21 protein-coding genes are annotated in these 20,108 nt (G+C 61.9%); 7 read left to right on the forward strand and 14 right to left on the reverse strand.

Annotated features, from left to right (window positions below; genetic code table 11):
- Nucleotides 1–30: 30 nt before the first annotated feature.
- From LQK84_RS08495 to LQK84_RS08510, 4 genes are all read right to left on the reverse strand, one after another.
- Entirely contained in the window at nucleotides 31–903 is an 873-nt protein-coding gene (locus tag LQK84_RS08495; protein WP_230828254.1) for a metal ABC transporter permease, read from the reverse strand.
- Nucleotides 900–1,640, reverse strand: a complete 741-nt coding sequence (locus tag LQK84_RS08500) for a metal ABC transporter ATP-binding protein (protein ID WP_230828255.1) — start codon at nucleotides 1,638–1,640, stop codon at nucleotides 900–902. The genes LQK84_RS08495 and LQK84_RS08500 overlap by 4 nt, the downstream gene beginning before the upstream one ends.
- On the reverse strand, nucleotides 1,637–1,780 hold the full coding sequence (locus LQK84_RS08505) for a hypothetical protein (RefSeq protein WP_230828256.1): 144 nt from the start codon (nucleotides 1,778–1,780) through the stop codon (nucleotides 1,637–1,639). The genes LQK84_RS08500 and LQK84_RS08505 overlap by 4 nt, the downstream gene beginning before the upstream one ends.
- Before the next feature lie 91 nt (nucleotides 1,781–1,871).
- On the reverse strand, nucleotides 1,872–2,477 hold the full coding sequence (locus LQK84_RS08510; protein WP_230828257.1) for a LysE/ArgO family amino acid transporter: 606 nt from the start codon (nucleotides 2,475–2,477) through the stop codon (nucleotides 1,872–1,874).
- A 90-nt stretch (nucleotides 2,478–2,567) separates the two neighbouring features.
- Between LQK84_RS08510 and LQK84_RS08515 the strand changes: the two genes are divergently transcribed.
- Genes LQK84_RS08515 through LQK84_RS08525 form a run of 3 tightly spaced genes read left to right on the forward strand, consistent with a single transcriptional unit; the run spans nucleotide 2,568 to nucleotide 4,319 of the window.
- Complete coding sequence (locus LQK84_RS08515) at nucleotides 2,568–3,461, forward strand: LysR family transcriptional regulator ArgP (RefSeq protein WP_230828258.1); 894 nt, start codon at nucleotides 2,568–2,570, stop codon at nucleotides 3,459–3,461.
- A gap of 53 nt (nucleotides 3,462–3,514) precedes the next feature.
- Nucleotides 3,515–3,838 (forward strand): type II toxin-antitoxin system PrlF family antitoxin, encoded by a 324-nt coding sequence (locus LQK84_RS08520; protein ID WP_230828259.1) that lies wholly within the window; start codon nucleotides 3,515–3,517, stop codon nucleotides 3,836–3,838.
- Entirely contained in the window at nucleotides 3,831–4,319 is a 489-nt protein-coding gene (locus LQK84_RS08525; protein WP_230828260.1) for a type II toxin-antitoxin system YhaV family toxin, read from the forward strand. The genes LQK84_RS08520 and LQK84_RS08525 overlap by 8 nt, the downstream gene beginning before the upstream one ends.
- A gap of 67 nt (nucleotides 4,320–4,386) precedes the next feature.
- Here the strand turns inward: LQK84_RS08525 and LQK84_RS08530 are convergent, their stop codons facing one another.
- Complete coding sequence (locus LQK84_RS08530; RefSeq protein ID WP_230828261.1) at nucleotides 4,387–5,295, reverse strand: TauD/TfdA dioxygenase family protein; 909 nt, start codon at nucleotides 5,293–5,295, stop codon at nucleotides 4,387–4,389.
- 316 nt (nucleotides 5,296–5,611) lie between these two features.
- On the opposite strand from LQK84_RS08530, the gene LQK84_RS08535 reads away from it, so the two are divergent.
- From LQK84_RS08535 to LQK84_RS08545, 3 genes are all read left to right on the forward strand, one after another.
- Nucleotides 5,612–6,742 (forward strand): site-specific DNA-methyltransferase, encoded by a 1,131-nt coding sequence (locus LQK84_RS08535; protein WP_230828262.1) that lies wholly within the window; start codon nucleotides 5,612–5,614, stop codon nucleotides 6,740–6,742.
- A gap of 191 nt (nucleotides 6,743–6,933) precedes the next feature.
- The gene (locus LQK84_RS08540) at nucleotides 6,934–7,536 is read left to right on the forward strand and encodes a hypothetical protein (protein WP_230828263.1); all 603 of its coding nucleotides are present in this window, start codon (nucleotides 6,934–6,936) and stop codon (nucleotides 7,534–7,536) included.
- Nucleotides 7,537–7,590: 54 nt separating this feature from the next.
- Entirely contained in the window at nucleotides 7,591–9,465 is a 1,875-nt protein-coding gene (locus LQK84_RS08545) for an O-linked N-acetylglucosamine transferase, SPINDLY family protein (protein ID WP_230828264.1), read from the forward strand.
- A 111-nt stretch (nucleotides 9,466–9,576) separates the two neighbouring features.
- Here the strand turns inward: LQK84_RS08545 and LQK84_RS08550 are convergent, their stop codons facing one another.
- The 3 genes from LQK84_RS08550 to LQK84_RS08560 all read right to left on the reverse strand — a co-directional run bounded on the left by LQK84_RS08550 (nucleotide 9,577) and on the right by LQK84_RS08560 (nucleotide 12,141).
- A complete protein-coding gene (locus LQK84_RS08550) occupies nucleotides 9,577–10,452 on the reverse strand; it encodes an ornithine carbamoyltransferase (protein ID WP_230828265.1) in 876 nt (291 codons plus the stop codon).
- Between the two features lie 229 nt (nucleotides 10,453–10,681).
- The gene (locus LQK84_RS08555; RefSeq protein WP_230828266.1) at nucleotides 10,682–11,167 is read right to left on the reverse strand and encodes a peroxiredoxin; all 486 of its coding nucleotides are present in this window, start codon (nucleotides 11,165–11,167) and stop codon (nucleotides 10,682–10,684) included.
- Between the two features lie 140 nt (nucleotides 11,168–11,307).
- Nucleotides 11,308–12,141 (reverse strand): protein-disulfide reductase DsbD domain-containing protein, encoded by an 834-nt coding sequence (locus LQK84_RS08560; RefSeq protein ID WP_230828267.1) that lies wholly within the window; start codon nucleotides 12,139–12,141, stop codon nucleotides 11,308–11,310.
- A gap of 151 nt (nucleotides 12,142–12,292) precedes the next feature.
- On the opposite strand from LQK84_RS08560, the gene LQK84_RS08565 reads away from it, so the two are divergent.
- Entirely contained in the window at nucleotides 12,293–12,898 is a 606-nt protein-coding gene (locus tag LQK84_RS08565) for a YqgE/AlgH family protein (protein ID WP_442966930.1), read from the forward strand.
- A gap of 27 nt (nucleotides 12,899–12,925) precedes the next feature.
- Here LQK84_RS08565 and LQK84_RS08570 read toward each other — a convergent pair whose 3' ends face one another.
- The 6 genes from LQK84_RS08570 to thrC form a co-directional block, all read right to left on the reverse strand.
- Nucleotides 12,926–13,237, reverse strand: coding sequence for a type II toxin-antitoxin system RelE/ParE family toxin (locus LQK84_RS08570; RefSeq protein ID WP_230828268.1), 312 nt, complete (start codon nucleotides 13,235–13,237; stop codon nucleotides 12,926–12,928).
- Entirely contained in the window at nucleotides 13,234–13,494 is a 261-nt protein-coding gene (locus tag LQK84_RS08575) for a CopG family ribbon-helix-helix protein (RefSeq protein WP_230828269.1), read from the reverse strand. The genes LQK84_RS08570 and LQK84_RS08575 overlap by 4 nt, the downstream gene beginning before the upstream one ends.
- A gap of 83 nt (nucleotides 13,495–13,577) precedes the next feature.
- On the reverse strand, nucleotides 13,578–16,469 hold the full coding sequence (locus LQK84_RS08580; RefSeq protein WP_442966923.1) for an EAL domain-containing protein: 2,892 nt from the start codon (nucleotides 16,467–16,469) through the stop codon (nucleotides 13,578–13,580).
- Entirely contained in the window at nucleotides 16,462–17,100 is a 639-nt protein-coding gene (locus LQK84_RS08585) for a GNAT family N-acetyltransferase (RefSeq protein ID WP_230828271.1), read from the reverse strand. Before LQK84_RS08585 ends, LQK84_RS08580 begins: the two co-directional genes overlap by 8 nt.
- 70 nt (nucleotides 17,101–17,170) lie before the next feature.
- On the reverse strand, nucleotides 17,171–18,466 hold the full coding sequence (locus tag LQK84_RS08590; protein WP_230828272.1) for a M16 family metallopeptidase: 1,296 nt from the start codon (nucleotides 18,464–18,466) through the stop codon (nucleotides 17,171–17,173).
- A gap of 15 nt (nucleotides 18,467–18,481) precedes the next feature.
- Nucleotides 18,482–19,897 carry a threonine synthase gene (gene thrC / locus LQK84_RS08595; protein WP_230828273.1) on the reverse strand — a complete coding sequence of 472 codons (1,416 nt, stop codon included), beginning with the start codon at nucleotides 19,895–19,897 and terminating at the stop codon, nucleotides 18,482–18,484.
- Between the last annotated feature and the right edge of the window lie 211 nt (nucleotides 19,898–20,108).

A 20,108-nucleotide genomic window follows, 5' to 3' on the forward strand; every position in this document is an offset into this window, starting at 1 on the left:
CAAAACTCCCTGTTCAGTTGAGAAATCGGATCAGTTGGCGAGATGCGGCCGGCGGATGTACCGGCTCATCAGGCCTGATGGGGCTGCGACGAGCGAGACGACATAGATGATCGCCGCCGCAACGATGATGGTGGGACCGGAGGCCAGTTCGAGATGGTAGGAGGCAATCAGCCCCGCATAGCCGGAGACGAAGGCCGTCACGACCGAGATGGCGAGCATGGCGGGAAGCGTCCGCGCCCAGAGCTGCGCAATCGCCGCCGGCAGCATCATCAGGCCGACCGCCATCAGCGTCCCGAGCGCCTGGAAGCTTGCAACCAGATTGAGCACGACCATCAGCATGAACAGCGCATGGATGAGCGGCCCGCGCCCGCCGACGGCGCGCAGGAAACCGGGATCGAAGCAATCGATGACCAGCGGCCGGTAAAGCAGCGCCAGCGCGACCAGCGTCAGCGATGTGATCGTGCCGATCAGCATCAGCGCATCGTTGTCGATGGCGAGGATCGTGCCGAAGAGCACATGCAGCAGATCGATATTCGAGCCGCGCAGCGACACGATGAGCACGCCGACCGCCAGCGAAATCAGGTAGAAGCTGGCAAAGCTCGCATCTTCCTGCAACACCGTCATGCGGCTGACAACGCCGGCCAGCAGCGCGACTGAGAGACCGGCGATCAGCCCGCCAATCCCCATCGCCGTCAGCGACAGCGAGCCGGCGACGAGATAGCCGATGGCCGCGCCCGGAAGGACGGCATGGCTCAGCGCATCGCCCATCAGGCTCATGCGACGCATGGAGAGGAAGGTGCCGATGGGAGCCGCACCCAGCGCCAGGCACAGGCACGCGACCAGCGCGCGGCGCATGAAGCCATAATCCATGAAGGGTGCGATGAGGAGATCGTAGGCGCTCATGCCGGAACCTCACAGACCGGGGCAGTCTCGTCCCAGCGCTCGGCAAGTGCGCGCGCCTGCTTCAGGTTTTGCGCCGTCATGACCTCCTCGGTCGGACCCCAGCCAATGAGTTCGCGCGCGATCAGCAGTGTTTGCGGAAAATGCGCCCGCACCTGTTCGTGGTCGTGCAGGACGGCAACCACGGTGCGGCCTTCGCCATGCCAGCGCAGCACGATGTCGATGAGATCCTGCGTCGTGCGGCTGTCGATGGCGGTGAAAGGTTCGTCCAGAATGATGACGGAGGCGTCCTGCAGCAGAAGTCGTGCAAAGAGCGTGCGCTGGAACTGGCCGGCCGAAAGCGAGCCGATCGGCCGCGCCTCGAAGCCTTCGAGACCCACGGCAACCAGCGCCTCGGACGCCTTCTGCCGCTCCGCCCGCCCGATGCCGCCAAAAGCGCCGACACGCTTCCAGGCGCCGGTGACGACGATGTCCATCACGGAGACCGGAAAGCGGCGATTGATATCGGCCGCCTGCGGCAGGTAGCCGTAGTCGCGGCTCGGCACCGAGCGCCGGATGGAGCCCTCCGCCGGCTTCAGCTCACCCATGATGGCGCGCAGCAGCGTCGACTTGCCGGCCCCGTTCGGCCCCGCAATCGCCGTCAGGCTGCCGCGTGCGAGCGCGCCGGAGACATGGTGGACGGCCGGGTGCCGGTTATAGGTGACGGTCAGGTTCTCAAGCGAGATGGCTGGGCTGGTCATGACAGCGCAATTGCCCAGGCAATGGTGAGCCACAACCCGCCGATGGCCAGCACCGCAAGCCCGACGCGGATGAGCGCCGAATGCTGCAGAAGGCTGACGCGCGCGTTGAAGGCGCGGGGCGGAGTTACTGGCGAATGCATGCTGAAGTCCTGAACGTTATATTGTTACGTGTTATGATATAACAATTCGGACGTAAAGAGGGCAAATGCCAATGTGAAGAAAAGTTAACGTTCAGCCGAGCGTGACAAGGCGAATGGCAATGGCGCCCATGATCATGCCGATGCCCGCATCGAGCACGCGCCAGGCGGAGGGCCGCGCCATCAGCGGCGCCGCCAGCCGGGCGCCATAGCCGAGCGCAAAGAAGAAGACGAGCGAGGCGGTCGCCGCACCCGCGCCGAAGATCCACTGGTTTGGCGCAAAACGCGTCGAAATCGACCCGACGAACACGACCGTGTCGAGATAGCAATGTGGATTGGCCCAGGTGAAGGCAAGGCAGGTGAGCACGGCTGTCTTCAGCGGCATGGCCGGAGCGTCGGCGGGGCTCAGCCCTCCCGCGACATGAAAGGCCGACCACAGGCTTTTCAGCCCATAAAGCGCGACAAAGGCCGCCCCGCCATACCGCATCACCGGCTCAAGCCAGGGCAGCGCCTGCATGGCTGCCCCGAAGCCTGCCACCCCGGCAGAAATCAGCAGCGCATCCGAGACCGCGCAGATGGAGGAGAGCACGAAGACATGCTCGCGCCGCAGCCCCTGCCGCAGCAGAAACGCGTTCTGCGCGCCGATGGCGACGATGAGGCCGAGACTGGTGGCAAAGCCGGTGGCGAAGATGGACAGCATGAGAAACCCGCGTGATGAGGCTTGCCTTCTCGCCGAGATCTGCGCTTCAGTAAAACTAACTTTTCTAAATCTGGATTAGGAAAACTGAAGATGCTGGATTACGCCGCCTTGGCAGCACTCGCCGCCGTCGTCCGCGAGGGAAGCTTCGAGCGGGCGGCGCTTGCCCTTCACGTCACGCCCTCGGCCGTCTCGCAGCGGATCAAGGCATTGGAGGAGAAGGTGGGTGCGGTTCTCGTCCGTCGCGGCCAGCCGGCCGAGCCGACGCCGCAGGGCCGTGCGCTCTGCCGGCATTTCGATGCCGTCTCGGCGCTGGAAGGCGAGCTTGCCGCTGACCTGCCGGGCCTCAGCCTCGAAGGTGAGGGCAGGGCGACAATTCCCGTCGCCGTCAATGCCGACAGTCTGGACTCCTGGTTTCTCTCTGCCGTCAGCGAGTTTTCGCAGAAGACCGGCCATCTCATCGAAATCAAGGTAGATGATCAGGACCATACGGCGGAATGGCTGCGTCGCGGTGAGGTGCTGGCCGCCGTCACCTCTGAGGACAAGCCGGTGCAGGGCTGCCGGGTAAAGCCGCTGGGCGCGCTTCGCTACCGCGCCACCGCTAGCCCCGATTTCATGGCACGACGTTTCGCTGACGGCGTCACGCCCGAAACACTGGCGCTAGCCCCATCGCTCTCTTTCAACCGCAAGGACCGTCTGCAAAGCCAGTGGATGCAACGACATTTCGGGCGCGACCTCGCGCCCCCGCTCAACTGGGTCCCGTCCCCGCAAGGCTTCGTCATCGCCTGCCGCCTCGGCCTCGGCTGGGGCTGCAATCCCGATATGCTGGTGACCGACGATCTCGCGCAAGGTCGCCTCGTCGAACTCGTCGCCGGCGCAGCGCTGGACACCCCACTCTTCTGGCAGGTCAGCCGCCTGCCGTCGGGTCTGCTCAAGACGCTGGGCGAAGCAGTGTCAGAGGCTGCTGCGGGGGCGTTGAGGGCCTGAATGATTGACGATGCAATGCATTTGCATTACCTTCAGATCAAAAGGAGCCCGTCATGGCGAGCCGCGCAACCATTGAAATCGACGCCACCATCACCGAGCGTGGACAGACGACCGTGCCTGCGGCCATCCGCAAGATGCTCGGTGTGAGGAAGGGCGGCATTGTCTTCAAGGGCCTCGCCGATGGCACTGTCGTGATCGAGCCGAAGCGCGAGGCGGACGAGAGCGACCCGGTTCTCGATGAATTCCTTGCCTTTCTGGAACGGGACATCCCGAAAAATGCGGCCATCAAGCCGCTCGATGCGAACCTCCTCCACGAGATCGACACGCTGATCGAAGGCGTTGAGGTCGATCTGGACGCGCCGCTTCCCGATGACTGATCTGACGATCAACGGCTGGACGATCTATCTTCACCCGCTTTTCGTCGACGCGCTCGACGCCATGATGGCGGATGTTCGCAAGGCTCGCGCTGCAGACCCGGAGAATTATCGCCAGAAGCGTGCTTCGAAGCTGCTGGCCGCCACCCGCAAAATGGCCTTCGAGGAAATTCCAGCCAACCCCGCCGACCCGAAATTCCGGCAGGGGACGACGCTGGGCGATGCCTACAAGCACTGGTTTCGCGGCAAATATGTCCAGCAGTACCGCCTCTTCTTCCGCTATCACGAGGAGCGGAAGATCGTCGTGCTCGCCTGGCTGAATGACGAGAAGACCAAGCGCGCCTATGGCAGCAAGACCGATGCCTATGCCGTCTTCGCGCGGATGTTGAAGAATGGCCATCCACCGGATGACTGGGCGGCGCTTGAGGCCGAAGCAAGGGCGTATTCTGCAAGCGCCGGCGATATCGCTGCATCTGAAATCTAGTGTCCCACCTCCCGCGAAGCCGGCGAGGAAGAACCGACTTCGCGGGCGCACCGTTGGGTTTGCGGGGTCAGCGACCCCGAACCGTGATACGGTGCAGCAGGCGGCGTTCGCCGGAATAGTCGTTCACGGCGAGATGCCAGGTGGTGCGATTGTCCCAGATGGCAAGCGAGCCGACCTCCCAGGCAAAGCGATGGGCAAATTCCGGCTTCTTGATGTGCTCGTAGAGGGATGATAGCAACCCTTGCGATTCCGCTTCCGTCCAGCCGTTGATGCGCAACGTGAAGCCCGGATTGACATAGAGCGACCTGTCGCCGGTGACGGGATGCCGGAAGGCCACGGGGTGAATTGCATCCTGCGTCGCCAGTTCCGAATTACCGATCCGTTCGCCAAGGTCGTTATTGGCCTTCGCCCGCGCAGCCGCGCCGAAGACATGCCGGCTGGAATGGAAGGCGTCGAGCGTTTCCAGCGTTTTTTGCAGGCCCGGCGAAAGCGCCTCGAAGGCGGCAACCGTGCTGGCAAAGATCGTGTCGCCGCCCAGCTCCGGCAGTTCGCGTGCATAGAGCAGCGAGGCGGTTGCGGGGACCTGATCATAGCTGTGATCGGTGTGCCAGCCGCCGCCGATATTGGTCTTCTGCCCGGCTTCCTTGCGCACCTCTGCGATTTCCGGATAGCCCTCGACCTGGCGGAAGAAGCGGTTCACGTCGATGTCGCCAAACCTGGCAGCCAGCGCAATATGCTGTTCCGGCGTCAGATCCTGATCGCGGAAAAAGATGACCCCATGGGCCGCGAGCGCCGCCTCGATTTCGGAAAACGCCGCATCGCTGACCCGCTGCGAAAGATCGATGCCTGAAATATGGGCCCCGACAAAGGGTGAGGCGCGGCGCACCTGGATGAAACGATAGTGATCGGTCCGGAATGTCCGTGCCACGGGCGCGGATGCGGCGGAGTAGGGGGAGCTTGCGGCATGTGCGGTCATATCTGGTTCCTTCTCTCTTTCGGATCGGGATGATCCGGCGAAAATGCGACATGTCCAGCTTTCCCGCTCGGGCGCCGCCGCGCCAGAAATCATATTTCTAATTAGTCTATATATATAATGTACTTTTTCGAGAGCTTGCCGCATGAGCCTTGTGGCGGTCTTCGTCCGATTGTTGGGCAGAGCGCCACTTTATTTCCGAAAACCCGCCCCTCTTTCAGCTTTTGGTAACCAAAATCAGTAACCCTAACCGGGAGTTAAGCGCATCTGTTTCGATGTGTCTTGAAGTGTTCCGAGTAAGCGTAACCAAGAGTATCCGATGTCTGCAGTTCTTTCGCTTGGCGAGGTTTCCGGCCGTCCGGAAAGTCGCAACTGGCTCAATACGATCATCAAGGGTGACTGTGTGGCGGCGCTCGAGGCGCTTCCGGACAAATCCGTCGACGTCATTTTCGCCGACCCGCCGTATAATCTTCAGCTCGGCGGCGCTTTGACCCGGCCCGACCAGTCCAAGGTCGATGCCTGCGATGATCACTGGGACCAGTTTGCGTCCTTCGAGGTCTATGACGCCTTCACGCGGGCCTGGTTGCTGGCCTGCCGCCGCGTCCTCAAGCCGAATGGAACGATCTGGGTCATCGGCTCCTATCATAATATTTTCCGTGTTGGCGCCATCATGCAGGATTTGAATTTCTGGATTTTGAACGACATCGTCTGGCGCAAGACGAACCCCATGCCCAATTTCAAGGGACGCCGGTTCCAGAACGCGCATGAGACCATGATCTGGGCCTCGCGCGACGCCAATGCCAAGGCCTATACGTTCAATTACGAGGCGATGAAGGCCGCCAACGAAGACGTGCAGATGCGCTCCGACTGGCTGTTCCCGATCTGCAATGGCGGCGAGCGCCTGAAGAACGACGACGGCGACAAGGTTCATCCGACCCAGAAGCCGGAAGCGCTGCTGGCCCGCGTGCTCATGTCTTCTACCAAGCCCGGCGACGTCGTGCTCGACCCCTTCTTCGGCACCGGCACGACGGGTGCTGTCGCCAAGCGTCTCGGCCGCAACTTCGTCGGCATCGAGCGCGAGCAGGACTATATCGATGCGGCGTCTGCCCGCATCGCCGCCGTCGAGCCGCTGGGCTCCACCGAACTGACCGTCATGACCGGCAAGAAGGCCGAACCCCGCGTCGCCTTCGTGTCGCTGATCGAATCCGGTCTCCTGAAGCCCGGCGCGATCCTCTCGGACGCCAAGCGCCGCGTCAACGCCATCGTGCGCGCCGACGGAACGCTGGTTTCGGGGGCCGAAGCCGGCTCCATTCACAAGGTGGGTGCGCGCGTGCAGGGCCTGGATGCCTGCAACGGCTGGACCTACTGGCATTTCGACGATGGGCAGTCCCTGAAACCCATCGATGTATTGCGTTCTCTCATCAGGGAAGACATGGCAAAGGCGGGGTAACCCCTGATCCCGCTTTCGCCACTAGCAGACCGGTGACGCATGTTTGCCTCCAGTCCGCGTCACCGGACCCATTCGCCCGGAGCCCCGCGCTCCGGGCGTTTTCGTTTGCGATGGCCAGTAACGCGGAACATTACACTTGATCTCAACTCAGGGATGTTGTGATATCGGGGTTACGTTTTTTGGAGGTTCTCATGGAGATTGATGACAAGGAACGCCGCGCTTTTCTGAAAGACGAGTATCTTTTTCTTCAAGGGCAGTACGAAGATTTTGACCGACGGTCGATCACGATCAAAGGATGGATGGCGAGCGGTTCCTTTTTGGGTCTTGTTTTCTCATTGAAGGAGGCGGGCCTCGTTTACCTCTATATCCACGCATCGTTGATAATAGTGTCGTTGATGGTTTGGTACCTGGAGGCAAAATGGAAATTATTCCAGTATGCCTTGGCTGACAGAATTAGAGTAATTGAAGCGTATTTCCGTGGCGACCAGGACATTTTTATAAAGAATCCAGATCCTTTTCAAATATATAATTCTTGGTTCCGTTCGTACGCACAGGATGAGCCGATATATGAATATGAAAGAAATCGCCGCGACAGATCTGAGAACAGGCCACGGAATCCAATGCGCCGTCTTATTCGGGTGGCGCTACAGACATTTGTTCATTTGCCTTATTCGATCATTGTAATTCTGTCGCTTCTCGGCCTCGCTCTTCATTTTCTGTTGCCGCCATCCGAGCTGCCTAAATCGGCTGCTCAAAATACGGTCGATTCCAAGTTCTACTTAGGCACAGCCTGACACAAGACCTTGCCCCTATGCTGGCCGCCAATTTGCAGGGGAGGGCTGCGGGCCTTGGCATCCGAGATCTACGAACAGGCGCTCGCGGCATTCCGGTCGGGCAATGCGACGCTGGCGCTTGCCGTCTGCGACAGGGTTCTCTCCGTCAGTCGTGACGACGCCGATATCCTACTGCTCTCCGCAACCATCCTCGAACAGGCGGCCGAGAAGCGCAAGGCGGCGATGCTCTATGCCGAGGCCGCCGGCAAGGCCGCCGATCGCAGGAAGGACATCGCCTTCCGGGCGGCCAGCCTGTTTGAAGAGCTTGGCGAACGTCCGCTTGCCTTCAAGGTCCTGGCGGCGATCCTGCCGCTGATGCCGGACGATCCCGATCTCCTGCAAAGCCTTTGCGGACTGGCGCGCGAGATGGGCGAATATGGTCTGGCGCGCGATGCGGCCGTGGCGCTTGCGAAGACGGCGAAGGATTTTGACGCGGCGCTTTCGGCCGGCATCATCCTGAATGGCGTGGGCCTCTTCGAGGAGGCCTCTGTCGCGCTTGCCAAGGCGCATGCGGAGCGCCCCGACGAACGGCTGGCGCTCTCCGAATATTTCTGGGCGGCCGCCAATGTCTGCGATCTCGAAACCTCGGCCGCGCTGCAGGCAGAACTCGAGGCCGCCTACGAGGAAGAGGGCGATGTCGCCGACATCCGGGAGAACGCCTTCCGCGCGCTGATGTGGACGGGCGACGAGGCGCTCTTGGCGCGTTATGCCCGCCGCACTGCCGATGTCATGCTTCCCCCCGTCGCGCCGGCCATCGGTTTCGACACCAATATCGAGGGCAGGGACCCCGAGATCATCCGTGTCGGCTATCTCTCCTGCGATTTCTACGATCATGCAACCATGTCCCTGCTGGCAGGCGTGCTGGAAGCGCATGACCGCGACCGTTTTGAGATCTTCGCATTCTGCCACACGCCGCTGGCGCGCCGCGAGGATGCGATGCATGAGCGCATGCTCGACACGGTCGACTACTATATCGATATCCTGACCAAATCGGATGCCGAAGCTGCCGCAACGATCCGTAGCCTCGGCATTGATGTGTTGGTCGACCTCAAGGGCTTCACGCAGGGCGCGCGCCTTGGCATCTTCTGCCGCCGCGCCGCGCCCATTCAGGTGACCTGGCTCGGCTATCCGGGCTCCGTGACGGGGGCGGGCATCCAGTATGCCATCACCGACCATATCGTGACGCCGGACACCAGCATTCCCTTCTATCAGGAAAAGCTTCTGAGGCTTCCGGGCTCCTACCAGTGCAATGATGCCGCCCGCGAGCGCGTGAGCCGGACAGGGAGCCGCGCGGACCACGGCCTGCCGGAAGACGCCATCGTCTTTGCCGCCTTCAACCACGCCGCCAAGATCCGCCTTCCGGTCTTCGAAAGCTGGATGCGCATCCTCTCGGCGGTCGAGAATTCCGTCCTGTGGCTCTACCCGATGGGCGCGCTGGCGCAGTCGAACCTGCGCGCTGCTGCCGAAAAGCGCGGCATTGCACCCGAGCGTCTGGTCTTCGCCGATCTCGCGCCCATGGCCGATCACCTTCGGCGTCTGCCGCAGGCCGATCTCGCGCTCGATACCGGCCCCTGCAACGGCCACACGACGACCTCGGATGCGCTGTGGGCCGGCGTTCCGGTGCTGTCCTTCAAGGGTTCGAGCTTTGCCGGCCGCGTTTCCGAAAGCCTGCTGAATGCCGTGGGCCTGCGGGACCTGGTGGCCGAGGACCTCGCCGGCTTCGAGACGATGGCGCTGGAGCTCGCGCGCGATCCGGCGCGCCTGAAGCACCTGCGTGAACACCTCGTTGCTGCCCGCGACAACGCCCCACTCTTCGATACCGACGAACTCACGCGGCAGGTGGAAGCGCTCTACCAGACCGTGGTCACGGCCTCGCGGCTGGGGGAGTGACCGGCTCCGCGACAGCCCAAACTCTGGCCGGCCCGGCACACTAAGCTCGCATTTTTCAGGACTTGGTCCACGATCCTGATGCTCCATGTCCATGGCTTGAATGTGCGGCGCTCACAAACCGATTGCCCATTCCATAAGAGCGTTCTGCGCGTGAAGCAGGAACGCCTTGGCTGACCGGCTCTTGCAAAGATGATGTTCCATTGCTTCGCTTGAAACTTCCTGCCCTCTCGCCACCGGCGGGCAGGGTAGGAAAAGCGCATCGCTCTTGCATTGATCGAGAAGCGACTGTGTGACCTGATATGGCAACAGCTCGGCGTGATCCGCGCCGACAGGCCAAGAGTCGGTGAAGATCACATCCGCATCGAGTACATGAAGCATATCTTGGCTTGTTGTGAAATTCGGGTTTAACAGCGCGAAGTCGTTCACGTGCCAGTGGGCCGGATAGACCTGGACAACCTCAATCGGCATAGCCCTCGAGGCTTCGACCCAGGAACTCAAAATATTGGCTTCAGGCGCAAGCCCGACAACTTTCAGTCCTTCTATCGACCCCCGCATCTTTCTCACAAACGCCAAATCTCCCAGCGTTTCGCATGGATGGTTTGTTCTCGTCCGGGCGTTGATAATCGGCGTTCGCATTGCATCCGCGAGCTGTTTTAGGGTGGCGAGTTGTCTTGTCCGGACAATCAGGAGGTCAAACCAGTTATCCAGATATCCCGCCAAATCTGACGTCACCTCTCCGGAATTTAAGGAAATTGGTGGCTGAACGATGATTCCGCCCATAGCCTTCACGCCAAGTTCGAAGGCCGTGGTGTTCCTCCACCCGGTGTCGTCCACGATGAGTCCAACGCGCTGACCGATCAAAGTCTGCGGCATGGTTCGGTTCTCCCAGTGGGTCCCGAGTTCGTCGGCTCGCTCAAGGAGATGCATGACGACATGGGTGGGGAGAGCGTGGAACTCCAGAAAATCGCGATTGCTCTGAGGCTTCATAAGACACCGATTTCGAACTGTGCTCGCGGACCCGCGAGATAGCTGGTCTCGATCAGAATATTCAGTCTTTTGAACGGTGTGATGACATGAATTGAGGTCGTATCGGTCGTCAGAATATGACTTGGCCCGCTCAAATAAAACGCGCGCGATGCGCGTCGCGTGCTGCATGCCGGTTCAAACACGGCATGAGGGCGCCCCTTCTCTCGAGGAGAGAAAGGGCGCTTTGTCCTCAAAGTCGCTCAAGCATTGCCTGAGCCGACGAAACGGTCGCCTGGCCCGGGTTTTCCTCGACTTCGACAAACTTCACCACGCCGTTTTCGACGAGCATGGAGAAGCGGGTGGAGCGGACGCCGAGGCCGCCGGCGCTGAGGTCCTTGGCAAGGCCCGTCGCGTTGGCGAAGGCGGCATCCCAGTCGGCGAGGAAGCGGATCTTGCCTTCGGCGCCGGTGGCCTTGGCCCAGGCGCCCATGACGTGGTGATCGTTGACCGAGATGACGGCGATGTCGTCGACGCCCTTGGCGAGAAGCGCATCGCGGTTCTCAAGGTAGCCGGGCAGGTGGTTGAGCGAGCAGGTGGGCGTGAAGGCGCCGGGCACGCCGAAGATCACGACGCGCTTGCCATCGAAGAATTCCTTCGAGGAAATCTTGGCAGGGCCGTCGGGCGTGCGCTCCATCAGGGTGACGTCGGGGATCTGGCTGCCGGGTTCGATGGTCATGGTGTCTCTCCGTTCGTTTTGGGTTTGGTACGGGTGCGAAGTCGGGGCGGATAAAAGCGGATCGTCAGGTCGATTGCAAGCGACCTGACCGTCGAGCGGTAATATGGATTTCAGGCGAGACTGGATCGTGACGGCGCCTGCTATTTCACGGTGACGGTCGTTTCCATGGCGCGGCTTCCGGCGAGCACCAGGACATCAAGCGACTTGCCTGCCAGCGGAGCCGTCCCGCCGCCGGGCTGCCTGACCTCGGCCACAAGCGCGCCCTGTTCCGTCGTCAGCCGTTTCGGCCTGCCGAGCGGCTGGCCATCCGGCGCCACGATGACAAGATCGGTCGCTGCGGCGTCCGTGCCGGCAGGAAGACGCAGCTTCAGCACCGCACCCTGTCCGTCCTCCGTCGCCCTGGCGTCCTCGACGGCGAAATCCGCGCTCGGGGCCTCCGGAAGCAACGCATTGGCCGCATTCACCAGCGCAGCCTCCGCAGGCTTCGGCTTGTCGTCCGGCGAAACCCTGAGCGAAACCTCTGCCTGGAAGGGAACGCAGATGTCGGCGCACAGACCGATGAAGATCGAGGCATCGACCTGCGACAGTTCGCCCGGCTTCTCCTGCTTCAGCGTCAGCGGCAGCATGACGCGGGCGTCATAACCGAAGTCGCGCAGCTTCCCGTCGTCGAAGACGCGAGGTGCTGGAAAATCAAGCGTCTCCAGCCGCACATTGCCGCCGTCCTTCAGCGTGATCTGTGGCGGAATGCCGCCGCTGCCCGGCACTTTCCAATAGGTGTGCCAGCCATCATCCGGCGCGATCTCGACAAAGCCGCGAATGGTGCCTCCGGCATCCGGCGGCAGCGCCACCAGCCTGAGCTTGCCACCCTTGGTGCCGATCCAGTCGGAACTCGCAGCCAAGGCGGGCAGGGGCAGTGCGGCGAGAGCCGATACGAGAATGAATCTGTTTATGAGCGTCGTGAATCTCTTCATCATGGCAAACCGATAAGTCCTTGGCATTGCTGACGCCAGAGCCAGTTGCGCACGGCGCATTCAATTTCACTTGATCGGAGCGATGGCTGTTCACGAAAAATTATGGCCTGCCGCTCTTTTCATTTCCGACCGAGTTGCTACGCTGTCTCCCATGATGAACATGCTGGGAATGGGAAGCAGAAAGGACAAGGGGTTCCTTGACGGTCAATTCCTGATCGCCATGCCCTCCATGCTCGACCCCAATTTTGTCCGCACGGTTGTCTATGTCTGCGCCCATTCCGAAGACGGGGCTATGGGCTTCGTCATCAACCGGACGCAGGACGTGTCCTTCTCCGATATTCTCGTGCACCTGAAGATCGCGACCGACGATTCCGTCGATCGCCTGCCGGCGTCGGTGTCGCGGTTTCCGGTCCTGTGCGGCGGCCCCGTGGACAACGGGCGCGGCTTCGTTCTTCACTCCGAAGACTATCACTGCAATTCCTCGATCCCGCTGAGCGAAGACCTGTGCCTCAGCACGACGCAGGACGTCATCCGTGCGATCTCGGCAGGTCGAGGCCCCAGCCGGGCGACCATGCTGCTCGGCTATGCCGGCTGGCGCGCCGGGCAGATCGAAAACGAGATCGCCCAGAATGCCTGGCTGACATGCCCGGCGAGCGAAGCGCTGATCTTCGACTGGGACCTGGACACGAAATACGAACGCGCCATGGCGCTCCTCGGCATTTCGCCGTCCCGGCTTTCGAGCGAGATGGGGCACGCCTGAGGGACCTTGAATGCAAGGCGTTCCGGGTTAGAGATCTCCGTCGAGGTCCGCGTCGGGGGCCGGCGTAACCATCCTACCATGGCGGACCGCAACAATATCGACCTGCTTGCCGTCATAAGAGTAGTCGAGAAGATAGTCGCCCATGACCAGTGTCAGGCCCCCCGCGATCTGAAGGCCATGCATTTTGTTGCCGGCTTGCGGAAAACTCTGCAGCGTTCGCTTCGCGTCCTTGATGGCCAAAGAAAAACCTCTGGCGGCTGCCGGATTGCGCTGGCGGAGATAGTCTGCTTCCCGTCTTATGTAGTTCGCCGCATTTTTGGAGAGCCTGACCGGCGTCATGCGACCTTTCCGGCAATGATCCGGTCCACGTCGGCAATCACGTCATCGATATCCTCGTGCTCGCCTTCCGCAATCTGCTCCCGTCCCTTGAGCGCCGCCAGAACATCGCCGCCTTCATTCATCAGATAGGTTCGAAGCGCGCGCACGATGACCCAGCTGCGCGAACGCTCCGTGGCTTCGGCGATGGCTTCTATATCTGCGAGAACTTCGACAGGCACTCTGAGGGTGATCGGGTCGGAAAGATCCGGCTTGGGCATGCGAGCCTCCAAATTCTGTAATACACAGTATTACGAAATTGAGGCCAGGTCACAAGCCTTTTCCCGCTCACCGCAGAAGGGCCTTACCCCTTCGCTCCCACCAGCGGGAAACGCTCCCTCAGCAGGCGCTGCGCCATGTCGGCGGTGATCGGCGGGCCGAAGAGATAGCTCTGGCCATAGGTGCAGCCGAGTTCGCTGAGCTTGGCCGCCACTTCGTCCGTATCCACGCCCTCGGCCACGGCCACCATGTCCAGCTTGTTGATCATGTTGAGCACGGACACGAGGATCGTGCGTCCCGTCGGCGTGGTGTTGGCCACCAGCGACCGGTCGATCTTGATCGTGTCGAAGGGCAGCTTGGTCAGATAGCCGAGGCCGGAATAGCCGGTGCCGAAATCATCGAGCGCCAGCGAAAAGCCCATGCTCTTCAGCCGGTTCAGGATCATCCGCGACTGCTCGGGATTTTCCATCAGCACGGTCTCGGTCAGTTCCAGTTTCACCTGGCTCGGCTGGCAGCGGTTCTTGGCAACGACCGAGCGGAAGTCGTCGCAGATGCTGCTGTTGATCAGCTGCGCACTCGACATGTTGACCGAAATGAAGATCGGCAGATCGCCGCCGAGCTGCTGCCAGAGGCTGAAATCGGCAACCGCGCGCTCCAGCGCGAAGAGGCCGACCTGATGGATCAGGCCGCAATCTTCGGCGACCGGAATGAACTCATTGGGCGAGACATCGCCCCGGCGCGGATGTTCCCAGCGCATCAGCGCCTCGAAACCGGCAATGCGGCGCGAGGCGAGGTCGACGATCGGCTGGTAGACCATCGTCAGTTCCTTGCGCTCCAGCGCCCGGCGCAGGTCGGTCTCCAGCTCCGGCGCATCGCTGCCGGCGGTGCGGAAGGCCGGGCGGAACGGCTCGACGCGGTTTCCACCCTCGCGCTTGGCACGGATCATCGCCAGCTCTGCGTCGGCGAGAAGGCCGGCCCCGTCCTGCGACTGGTCGAGCCAGGAGGCGAGACCGATCGAGGCCGAGAGCACGATTTCCTGGTTGGCGAAGTCGATCGGCGTCGAAATGCTCCTGAGGATCGCATCGGCAAAATCGGCGACCTTCTGCGTCTCCGTCTCCGAAACCAGAACGATCCCGAAGCGGTCGCCGGAAATGCGCGACAGCGTGTCCTGCGTTTTCAGGAGACGCCGCAGGCGCCGTGTCAGCACGATCAGGATGTTGTCGCCGGCGGCGATGCCCAGCCGGTCGTTGACGCTCTTGAAGCCGTCGATGCCGATCGAAAGCACTGTCGGCTGGATCGGGTTCTGGTCGCTGGCAATCGACAGCAGCGACTGGATGCGGTCGATGAAGAGCTGGCGGTTCGGCAGGCCGGTCAAGTTGTCGGTCAGCGGGTCGCGCAGCAACCGCTCGATCGAGTTGCGCTCCTCCGTCACGTCGATCAGCGTGCCGACGCAGCGGATGACCTCTCCGGTCGAGCCGACGACGGGCCGTGCCCGCACGGCCAGCCAGTGATAGTGACCATCCTGCGCGCGGACGCGGAACTCGTGGTTCAGCTTGCCGCGGCGATGTTCGAGCAGAACGTCCATCGTCGCGCGGAACCGGTCGCGATCATCGGGGTGCAGGTTTGGCAGCCAGTTGCGGACGGGGCCATGCAGTGTGCCCGGCTGCAGGCCGAGATGCAGCGAAACGTCGGGAATGGTGACGATGCGGTCGCGCGCCACGTCCCAGTCCCAGATCGTGTCGCCCGAACCCGTCAGAGCCAGCGACTGCCGTTCCAGATCGGAGAAGAGCCCGTTGTGGAAGCCGCCGCTGGCAAAGGCGTGCTGCATGACGGTGAAGCCGATCATCAGCACGATCAGCACGAGGCCGCCCCCCAGCGCCGGCTGCACGATGTCGTTGTCCAGACGGCCGGTGATCGTCATCCAGGCGGCAACCAGCCAGGCAATCAGCAGCGCCCATGAAGGGACCAGCAGGATGGCGCGGTCATAGCGCTTGATGCCGAGGAAGAGGATGAGGAACACCCCCGCCGCTGCCGTCAGCGCGAAGGAGAGCCGCGCCACGCCGGCCGCAATCGCCGGGTCATAGACCGCCACACCCGCCAGGAGCCCGAGCCCGCCGATCCAGGCAAGCGTCGCGTAGACGAGGTTCGTGTGCCATCGGTTGAGGTTGAGATAGGAGAAGAGGAAGAGTACAAGGCTGGCCGCCATGCCCACTTCTGTTGCCGCGCGCCATATTCGCTGGTCGCCGGACGACAGGCTGACGAGCTTTTCGAGAAAGCCGAAGTCGACACAGATATAGCCGAGCACCGCCCAGGCGAGGGCCGCTGCTGCCGGCAGCATCGCCGTACCCTTGACGACGAAGAGAATGGTCAGGATCAGCGCCAGCAGGCCGGCAATGCCGAGCACGATGCCGCGATAGAGCGTAAACGCGTTGACCGTGTCCTTGTAGGCGTCCGGCTCCCACAGATAGAGCTGCGGCAGGTCGGGCGTCGAAAGCTCCGCCACGAAGGTGACGACGGCGCCGGGGTTCAGCGTGATCGAGAAGACGTCCGCTTCCGAGCTTGGCTCGCGATCCAGCGCAAAGCCTTCGGACGGCGTGATCGAGATGATGCGCTGCGAGCCGAGGTCGGGCCAGAAGAGCCGCGAATTGACCAGACGGAAATGCGGGGCGACGATGACGCGGTCGAGCTGCTGGTCCGACACGTTGGCCAGCGCAAACACCGCCCAGTCGCCCTGGTGCTTGTTGTCCGACGAGCGTACCTCGATGCGCCGCACGATGCCGTCGGCGCCGGCTGCGGTCGAAACCTGGAAGACATTGCCCTGGTTGCGGTAGATTTCGGTCGTCTTCGTCAGGTCGAGCGCATTGTCCTCGCGCGAGATCTTCACCGGCTCTGCCGCAAAGGCCGGAGCCATGGACTGCAACGCGAAGACCGCGAGGAGAAACGTCAGAAACAGGGCCTGGAGCGGCAGCTTACGCATGACTGTTCGCGCGATAGAGGCCGGAATCATCAATGAAGTCTTTTCCAATATCGTCGGTTGCCAGACGTGCGAGCAGCACATGGTCGCGCCACCGGCCGTCGATTTTCAAATAGTCGCGCAGCATGCCCTCGCGCCGGAAGCCGGTGCCTTCGAGCAGGCCGATGCTGCGATGGTTCTCCGGGATACAGGCTGCCTCGATGCGGTGCAACTGAAGCCGGTCGAAGATGTGGTGGACTGTCAGCTTCAATGCGGCTTTCATGTGGCCTTGGCCTGAAAAACGCTCGCCCATCCAGTAACCGATCATGCAGGATTGCGATGCGCCGCGGCGGATATTGCCGATGGTGATGCCGCCCATCAGCTCGTCACTTTCGCCGAAGATGAAGAGCGTGATGGCCGTGCCGGCGGAATATTCCTGCTCGTAGCGGTTGACGCGGGCGCGGAAGGACCGTTCGGTCAGATCATCCGCGCTCCAGGTCGGCTCCCAGGGCTGCAGGAAGGACCGGCTTGCGCGCCGGAGCGCCCACCATTCATCGAAATCGGCATAGCGGGGCATGCGCAGCAGGTGCTTGCCGTCGCTCAGTTTCACGGCGCCATTGGGGCGCGTGAGAAAACGGAACATGGATCCCTGCATCGATGACTTCGGACCCCCAATGGATTCGTTTGGTCAGGTCTTCGTTTGCCGAGACCGGGCCCTGGCGGCTTTACGCCGACTTCTGCTTGACGACACTATGTGAAAGCGACGACGTGATGTCCGACAGCGGCGCGAGACGATCGAGCGGCCCGATGGCCGAAAGCGTCGGCTTCGTATCGAAGAAGAGCCGGCCGGAAAGGTCGGTCAGTCGCTCCGTCGTGATGCCGGACAGGCGCTCCATCAGCTCCGTGTTGGAGATCGGGCGACCATAGAGCATCATCTGCCGGGCGATCTGGCCGGCGCGCGCGGCCGGGCTTTCCTGGCCCATCATCAGCTGCGCGCGGATCTGCGCGCGGGCCCGGTTGATTTCTTCCTGCCGGATATTGTCGGAGGACTTGCGCAGTTCCTCGAGGATCACCGGCACAAGCTCGCTCATGTCTTCGGCACCGGTTGCGGCATGGATGCCGAAAATGCCGGTGTCGGAGAAGCCCCAGTGGAAGGCATAGACCGAATAGCAGAGCCCGCGGATTTCGCGCACTTCCTGGAAGAGGCGCGACGACATGCCGCCGCCGAGAATATTGGCGAGAACCTGCGAGGCATAGAAGTCGCGGACATGATAGGCGCGGCCCTCGAAGCCGAGCAGGATCTGCGCATCCATCAGGTCGCGCGTCTCGCGGAAATCGCCGCCCGTGTAGCGTGCCGGTTCCATGACCGGCAGAAGCGTCGGCCGCTGCGGAATGGAAGCGAAACGCTCTTCGGCCTGCTTGACGATCGCGTCATGACCGACCGCACCGGCGGCAACCACGAACATGCGGTCGGTCGTGTAGTTGCGGCCGAGATAGGCGCGGATCTGGTCGGGCGTGAAGGACTGCACCGTGTCCGGCGTGCCGAGAATGGCGCGGCCGATCGTCTGGTCGCGGAAGGCTGTCTCGGCGAAGCGGTCGAAGACCACGTCGTCGGGCGTGTCGTTGGCCGCGCCGATTTCCTGCAGGATGACGTGCTTCTCGCGCTCCAGCTCGTCCTCGTCGAAGGAGGATTCGGTCAGGATATCGGCAAGGATGTCGAGCGCCAGCGCCGTATCGTCGCGCAGTACGCGGGCATAATAGGAGGTCGTCTCGGTCGAGGTCGCGGCGTTGACTTCGCCGCCGACATTCTCGATTTCCTCGGCGATCTGCCGGGCGGTCCGCTTGGCGGTTCCCTTGAAGGCCATGTGTTCGAGAAGATGGGCAATGCCGTGCTCATCCGCCATTTCATTGCGGGAGCCGGACTTCACCCAGACGCCGAGCGCCACGCTTTCCAGATGCGGCATGTTTTCTGTGACAACCGTCAGACCCGACGGAAGCTTGGTGCACTCAACTTTCATCAACACACTTTCCGGCCTTCAATTTCCGGCAATCCGGGCTTTCCCGCCGATATAGGCCTCGACGGCATCAAGCTCGGCTTGCAGGACATCGAAGCGCTCCTCCCTGTCCATCAGACCAGCAAGCCACGACGGAAGCGCTGGGTCAATACCGCTGGCCTTTTTCACCGCCGCCGGGAACTTGGCCGGGTGAGCAGTGGACAGGACAATCATCGGCGCATCCGTCTTTAGATTGCGCTTTGCGGCGTGAATTGCAACAGCCGTGTGCGGATCGGCGAGATACCCGGTTTCGGCGAGCACGGTCTTGATCGTCTTCTTCACCTCGGCTTCCGAGGCGCGTGTCGCCTTGAAGGTCTTGCGGATCGCCTTCAGCGTTTTCTCTTCGATGTCGAAGGCGCCCGACTGCTTGAGCCCGCCCATGTAGCGCACGACTTCGCCCGCGTTGCGGTCGGAGGCCTCATAGAGAAGCCGCTCGAAATTCGAGGAAATCTGGATGTCCATCGAGGGCGACATGGTCGCCTTGACGCTGCGCATCTCATAGCGACCGGTCTTCAGCGTCCGGGCGAGAATGTCGTTCTCGTTCGTGCCGATGACCAGCTTGGCAACCGGCAGGCCCATCTGCTTGGCGACATAGCCGGCAAAGATATCGCCGAAGTTGCCGGTCGGAACGGTGAAGGACACCTTCCGGTCGGGGCTTCCGACAGCAAGGGCTGCGGTGAAATAATAGACCACCTGCGCCATGATGCGCGCCCAGTTGATCGAGTTGACGCCCGACAGCTGGACCTTGTCGCGGAACTTCACGTCGTTGAACATCTCTTTGACGAGGTTCTGGCAGTCGTCGAAATTGCCCTTGACCGCAATCGGGAACGCGTTGGAGGCGGCCGCCGTCGTCATCTGGCGCTGCTGCACCGGCGAAACCTTGCCTTCGGGGAAGAGCACGAAGATGTCGGTGCGGTCACGCCCGGCAAAGGCTTCGATGGCGGCCCCGCCGGTATCGCCCGAGGTGGCGGCAACGATGGTCGCGCGGGCGCCGCGCTCCGTCAGAACATGGTCGAGCAGGCGGGCGAGCAACTGCATCGCCACATCCTTGAAGGCAAGCGTCGGCCCGTGGAACAGCTCCATGATGAAGACATTGGCATCCGTCTGGACGAGGGGCGTGACGGCTGGGTGGCGGAATGTGGCATAGGCCTCGTCGATCATCCGGCGAAGATCGGCCTGTTCGATGTCGCCGCCGACAAAGGGCGTGACGATCGCTTCTGCGATATCCTGATAGGACTTGCCGCGCAGCTTGCGGATCTCCTTCTTGGAGAAATGCGGCCATTCCTTCGGGACATAAAGGCCGCCATCAGCAGCCAGTCCTGCCAGAAGCGCATCCGAAAAGCCAAGAACGGGCGCATTGCCGCGCGTCGAAATGTATTTCACTTCCCTAGTCCTCATCTGCAGGCGTCGTGCCGGGGCGCATTGCCGCGCCCGGAGATTTTCGATTGCTGCTATAGAGGCTTTCGGCGCGGGCTGGAAGCGCTTTATCCTTGGTATTTCCTGCAGAAATGCATGAGTTGGGCAAGGTATAAGGGGGAGAACAGCTTCCATTTCGCTAAAGGACGCGATAAATCAGAGCAAACGGCAAGAGCCGAAAGAGCTGGCCGGC

Source organism: Rhizobium sp. C4 (assembly GCF_021026315.1).
In the GTDB taxonomy this organism is placed as follows: Bacteria; Pseudomonadota; Alphaproteobacteria; order Rhizobiales; family Rhizobiaceae; genus Ensifer_A.

What these genes read in the sequence shown, in the direction of transcription:
- LQK84_RS08495 (WP_230828254.1), bottom strand. Translation starts at nt 903, where the DNA reads ATGAGCGCCTACGATCTCCTCATCGCACCCTTCATGGATTATGGCTTC.
- LQK84_RS08500 (WP_230828255.1), bottom strand. Translation starts at nt 1,640, where the DNA reads ATGACCAGCCCAGCCATCTCGCTTGAGAACCTGACCGTCACCTATAAC.
- LQK84_RS08505 (WP_230828256.1), bottom strand. Translation starts at nt 1,780, where the DNA reads ATGCATTCGCCAGTAACTCCGCCCCGCGCCTTCAACGCGCGCGTCAGC.
- LQK84_RS08510 (WP_230828257.1), bottom strand. Translation starts at nt 2,477, where the DNA reads ATGCTGTCCATCTTCGCCACCGGCTTTGCCACCAGTCTCGGCCTCATC.
- LQK84_RS08515 (WP_230828258.1), top strand. Translation starts at nt 2,568, where the DNA reads ATGCTGGATTACGCCGCCTTGGCAGCACTCGCCGCCGTCGTCCGCGAG.
- LQK84_RS08520 (WP_230828259.1), top strand. Translation starts at nt 3,515, where the DNA reads ATGGCGAGCCGCGCAACCATTGAAATCGACGCCACCATCACCGAGCGT.
- LQK84_RS08525 (WP_230828260.1), top strand. Translation starts at nt 3,831, where the DNA reads ATGACTGATCTGACGATCAACGGCTGGACGATCTATCTTCACCCGCTT.
- LQK84_RS08530 (WP_230828261.1), bottom strand. Translation starts at nt 5,295, where the DNA reads ATGACCGCACATGCCGCAAGCTCCCCCTACTCCGCCGCATCCGCGCCC.
- LQK84_RS08535 (WP_230828262.1), top strand. Translation starts at nt 5,612, where the DNA reads ATGTCTGCAGTTCTTTCGCTTGGCGAGGTTTCCGGCCGTCCGGAAAGT.
- LQK84_RS08540 (WP_230828263.1), top strand. Translation starts at nt 6,934, where the DNA reads ATGGAGATTGATGACAAGGAACGCCGCGCTTTTCTGAAAGACGAGTAT.
- LQK84_RS08550 (WP_230828265.1), bottom strand. Translation starts at nt 10,452, where the DNA reads ATGAAGCCTCAGAGCAATCGCGATTTTCTGGAGTTCCACGCTCTCCCC.
- LQK84_RS08555 (WP_230828266.1), bottom strand. Translation starts at nt 11,167, where the DNA reads ATGACCATCGAACCCGGCAGCCAGATCCCCGACGTCACCCTGATGGAG.
- LQK84_RS08560 (WP_230828267.1), bottom strand. Translation starts at nt 12,141, where the DNA reads ATGATGAAGAGATTCACGACGCTCATAAACAGATTCATTCTCGTATCG.
- LQK84_RS08565 (WP_442966930.1), top strand. Translation starts at nt 12,293, where the DNA reads ATGAACATGCTGGGAATGGGAAGCAGAAAGGACAAGGGGTTCCTTGAC.
- LQK84_RS08570 (WP_230828268.1), bottom strand. Translation starts at nt 13,237, where the DNA reads ATGACGCCGGTCAGGCTCTCCAAAAATGCGGCGAACTACATAAGACGG.
- LQK84_RS08575 (WP_230828269.1), bottom strand. Translation starts at nt 13,494, where the DNA reads ATGCCCAAGCCGGATCTTTCCGACCCGATCACCCTCAGAGTGCCTGTC.
- LQK84_RS08580 (WP_442966923.1), bottom strand. Translation starts at nt 16,469, where the DNA reads ATGCGTAAGCTGCCGCTCCAGGCCCTGTTTCTGACGTTTCTCCTCGCG.
- LQK84_RS08585 (WP_230828271.1), bottom strand. Translation starts at nt 17,100, where the DNA reads ATGCAGGGATCCATGTTCCGTTTTCTCACGCGCCCCAATGGCGCCGTG.
- thrC (WP_230828273.1), bottom strand. Translation starts at nt 19,897, where the DNA reads ATGAGGACTAGGGAAGTGAAATACATTTCGACGCGCGGCAATGCGCCC.